We start from the raw sequence: 4166 nt of genomic DNA, 5'->3' as shown, positions 1-4166 counted from the left end.
GGACCGGGCCGCCCGCCGGGAGCGGCACGGGGGCGGTGGCCGGGGGCGGTGCCCAGGACGGTCCGGCCGGCTGACCGGCGGCGCCGGGGCGTTCGGTCGCGAACCGTTGGCACGTCGTGACCAACGCGCCCCTTCCATCGGAGGACATCTCCTGACAAGCTCTAGGGATCGCGGTGCGAGGAGGGAACGGGTTGAGCAGCGGGGGCGCTCGCGAGACGGAGGGGACGGGCCGTGACGGCATTCCTGACTCCCGGCCCCGCAGGCATGTCAAGCTCCGTCCGGGGGACCGGGTGGCGGTCGTCGCCCCCAGCGGCCCGGTGGACCGGGACCGCCTCGAGGCGGGCTGCGCGGTCCTGCGCGGCCTCGGCCTGGACGTCGTGCTCGGCAAGCACGTCCTGGACCGCGTCAACCTCGACCACGGCCCCGCCGTGCGGGAGGACCGGCACCGGCTCGCCGGGACGGACGCCGACCGCGCCGCCGACCTGACCGACGCCTGGTGCGACCCGTCGGTCCGGGCGGTGCTGTGCGCGCGCGGCGGCTACGGCGCGACCCGCCTGCTCGACCACCTGGACTGGGCGGCGCTCGCCGCCGGGTCCGGCCCGGAACCGAAGATCCTGCACGGCTCCAGCGACATCACCGCGCTGCACGTCGCGTTCGGCGCGCGGCTCGGCGTCACCACGTCCTTCGGACCGATGGCCGCCGCGCAGATCGTCGCGGCGCCCGCAGCGGACGAGGACGGCGAGGGCGCCGTGGCGGGCCTGCGCGCCGCGCTGTTCGGAAGTGGAACGATCGAAGCGCCCGGGACCACGGTGGTCCGGGACGGACGCGCCGAGGGGCCGCTGACCGGCGGCACGCTCTCGCTGCTGACCGCCCTGCTCGGCACCCCGCACGCCCCGCCCCCCGCCGCGGGGCGGATCGTCTTCCTGGAGGACGTCGCCGAGGAGCCCTACCGGCTCGACCGGATGCTCACCCAGCTGCTCCAGTCCGGATGGCTGGACGGCGCGGCCGGGATCGCGCTCGGGTCCTTCCACGACTGCGGCGACCCCGCCGAGGCCGGGGCCGTGGTCGCGGCCCGCCTCGCCCCGATGGGCGTGCCGGTGCTGGCGGGGCTGCCCGCCGGGCACGGCCCGCGCCAGCTCACCCTCGAACTCGGCGCGCCGGCCGTCCTGGACACCGGCGCCCGCCACCTCCTCGGAGGCATCGGATGACCGGACGGCACACCCGGCACGACCCCGCGGCCGACGGCACGCTCGACTCGCTGGTGGTGCTGGTCGCCGAGAGCCTCGGCTACGGCTGCCGCGCCGTCGCCGGCGACGTGGTGCTGCTGGAGGGCCCCACCCGGCTGCACGTCGGGATGCGCGACCTGCGGCAGATCGCCCGGCTGGTGCCGCGCGACGACTGGCCCGCGCTGGTGTCCGACCACATCACCACGCTCACCACCGCGCTGGAGGAGCCGCTCGACCTGTCGGACTTCGACGTCGCGCAGCACCTGCTGCGCACCCGGCTGTACCAGAGCGCGGCCGACATCGGCGGCCTGGCGGCGCGGCCGTTCGCGCCGGGGCTGATCGAGGCGGTGGTCGTGGACACGCCGACCGCCGTGCGGACGGTGACCGCCCAGGAGGCGGCGGGCTGGCCGGTGTCCGGCGACGCGCTGTTCATGCTGGGCCGGGCCAACGTCCGCGCGGACGGCCCGCTCCGGCTGGAGGAGCACGACCTCGGCCAGGTGCGGGTGGCGGTGCTGTCGGGCTGGACCGCCTACACCGCGACGCACCTGGCGTGGCTGGAGGAGTACCTGCACCTCGGGCCGCACGGCGCGCTGGTGACCGTCCCGAACCGCAGCCTGGTGATCGTCCACCCGCTGCGCTCGTCGGACCCGTCGCCGCGGGCCCGGTACCGGGCCGCCGCGAGCGCGTCGCACGAGCTCCACTCGCACGCCCAGCACGCCTACGAGGAGGGGCCGGGTTCGCTCAGCCCGCACGTGTACTGGTGGCGGGCCGGGCAGATGGACCGCCTCGACCTGCGCTACCAGGACGGCACGGTCGTGCTGCCCGAGGGGTTCGCGGCGGCCGTGGTCGGCTCGGCGTCCCGCAGCGAGCGCGCCGAGCCGCTGTAGGACCGCGCGCCCGCTTCGGGCCGTTCGCCCCGGTTGCCTCCGGTTCCGCTCCGGAGCCGTGCAGGGGGCCGGGCTAGGCGGCGACCGGTTCGCGGTCGCCTGCGGGGGCGGGGTCCGCAGGGGCGGGGAGCTTGATGGCCAGGGCCGGGACCGTCCAGTGGCAGATCGGGCCGATCAGGACGGCGTACAGGACCGTGCCGATGCCGACCGTGCCGCCGAGCAGCCAGCCCACCAGCAGGACGGTCAGCTCGACCCCGGTGCGGGCCACCCGGATCGGCACGCCCTTGGCGGCCAGGCCGGTCATCAGGCCGTCGCGCGGGCCCGGGCCGTGCCCGGCGCCGATGTAGCAGCCGGTGGCGACGCCGCTCACCAGGATCGCGGCGAGCAGGTACGTCCAGCGCAGGGCGGCGCCGTCCGGGTGGGGCAGCGCCCACAGGCCGAGGTCGGCGAAGAGCCCCACCAGCAGGACGTTGCTGATCGTGCCGAGGCCGGGGCGCTGCCGCAGCGGGATCCAGGCGAGCATGACCACCGCCCCCGCGATGATGATCCAGGCGCCGAGGGAGAGTCCGAACCGGCGCGCGAGGCCCTGGTGGAACACGTCCCACGGGTCGTTGCCGAGGGCCGAGGCCACCTGGAGGGAGATGCCGAAGCCGTAGAGGGCCAGCCCGACGTAGAGCTGGGTGAGGCGGCGGAGAGTCAAGGCCAGTCCGTTCATATCCGCCAATATGCGGTTAAGTGGCCTGGTGAATACAGGGCCAATGTGGGAAAGTGGCCCTCATGAACGGCACGCGGTACGTGAGTGGACTGCAACTGGCCCGGCTGCTGGGCGAGGTCCCGCGCGAGCGTCCGCTGTACGCGGGGCTCGCCCGCGCGGTGCGCGGCCTGGTCCAGGACGGGCGGCTCGCCCTGCGCACCCGGCTGCCCGCCGAACGCGACCTGGCCGCCGCCCTCGGCGTCAGCCGCACCACCGTGACCGCCGCCTACGACCGGCTGCGCGCCGAGGGGTACGTGGAGAGCCGGCAGGGCGCGGGGAGCTGGACGACCCTGCCGAACGACGGCTCGACCGCGCTGCCGACGCCCGCGCCGTCCGGGGCCGTCGTGCCCCGCTACGGGATGGCGCACGCGCCCGAGCCCGACGCGGGGTTCGTCGACCTCGGCTGCGCGGCCCCGGCCGTCCCGGCGGTCTTCCCCGAGGCGGTGGACGCCGCCGTCGCCGCGCTGCCCCGGTACTACGGCGGGCCCGGCTACGACCCGGCCGGGCTGCCCGAGCTCCGCGAGGTGGTCGCCGCCGGGTACACCGGCCGGGGCGTCCCCACCCATCCCGACCAGATCATCGTGACCAGCGGCGCGCAGCACGCGCTCGGCATGCTGGCGGAGATGTTCCTGACGCCGGGGGACGGCGTGCTGGTCGAGCGGCCCACCTATCCGAACGCCCTCGACGCGCTGCGCCGCCGCGGCGCGCGCCTGGTCCCGGTCGGCGTCGGCGCGGGCTGGGACATCGAGCTGGTCGCCGGGGCGATGCGGCAGGCCGCCGTCCGGCTCGGCTACCTCATCCCCGACTTCCAGAACCCGACCGGCCACCTGATGGGCGACGACGACCGCGCCGCGCTGGTGGCCGCCGCCCGCTCCGCCGGGACGCTGCTGGTGGTGGACGAGACGTTCGCGGGCCTGGCGCTGGATCCGGCGGCGCCCGAACCGCTCCCGGTCGCCGCCCACGACCGGGACGGCCGGGTGATCAGCATCGGCTCGGTGTCCAAGCTGATGTGGGGCGGGCTGCGGATCGGGTGGATCCGGGCCAGCGCGCCCGTCGCCCGCCGGATCGCGGTCGCCCGCGAGTCGATGGACATGGCGAGTCCCGTCCTGGACCAGCTCATCGTCCGGGAGCTGCTGCTGCGCGCGGACGAGGTGCGCGCCGAGCGGATCGCCGCGCTGACCGCGAGCCGCGACGCCCTCGTCGCCGCCCTGCGCGAGCGGCTGCCCGACTGGACGTTCCGGGTGCCGCCGGGCGGCATGTCGCTGTGGGCGGACGTGGGCGGCCCGGTCGCGGCGCGGC

The 4166-nt window shown here is 76.4% G+C and carries 4 protein-coding genes; 3 read left to right on the top strand and 1 reads right to left on the bottom strand.

Annotation, left to right across the window (positions count from 1 at the left end):
* Window positions 1-191: 191 nt before the first annotated feature.
* Complete coding sequence (locus DZF91_RS27405; RefSeq protein ID WP_235834607.1) at window positions 192-1208, top strand: S66 peptidase family protein; 1017 nt, start codon at window positions 192-194, stop codon at window positions 1206-1208.
* Window positions 1205-2113: a hypothetical protein gene (locus tag DZF91_RS27400; protein ID WP_117360031.1), complete on the top strand. Its 909-nt coding sequence runs from the start codon at window positions 1205-1207 to the stop codon at window positions 2111-2113. Before DZF91_RS27405 ends, DZF91_RS27400 begins: the two co-directional genes overlap by 4 nt.
* A gap of 73 nt (window positions 2114-2186) precedes the next feature.
* Here DZF91_RS27400 and yczE read toward each other — a convergent pair whose 3' ends face one another.
* A complete protein-coding gene (gene yczE, locus DZF91_RS27395) occupies window positions 2187-2828 on the bottom strand; it encodes a membrane protein YczE (RefSeq protein ID WP_235834606.1) in 642 nt (213 codons plus the stop codon).
* Window positions 2829-2890: 62 nt separating this feature from the next.
* Here yczE and yczR point away from each other — a divergent pair.
* A partial coding sequence (yczR, locus tag DZF91_RS27390) for a MocR-like transcription factor YczR (RefSeq protein WP_147341410.1) occupies window positions 2891-4166 on the top strand: 1276 nt, incomplete at its 3' end.

This window comes from Actinomadura logoneensis (assembly GCF_003428695.1).
GTDB classification, from domain to species: Bacteria; Actinomycetota; Actinomycetes; order Streptosporangiales; family Streptosporangiaceae; genus Spirillospora; species Spirillospora logoneensis.
Note: the sequence above shows the minus strand (reverse complement) of the source record. Positions and strands in the feature narration are given on the sequence as shown.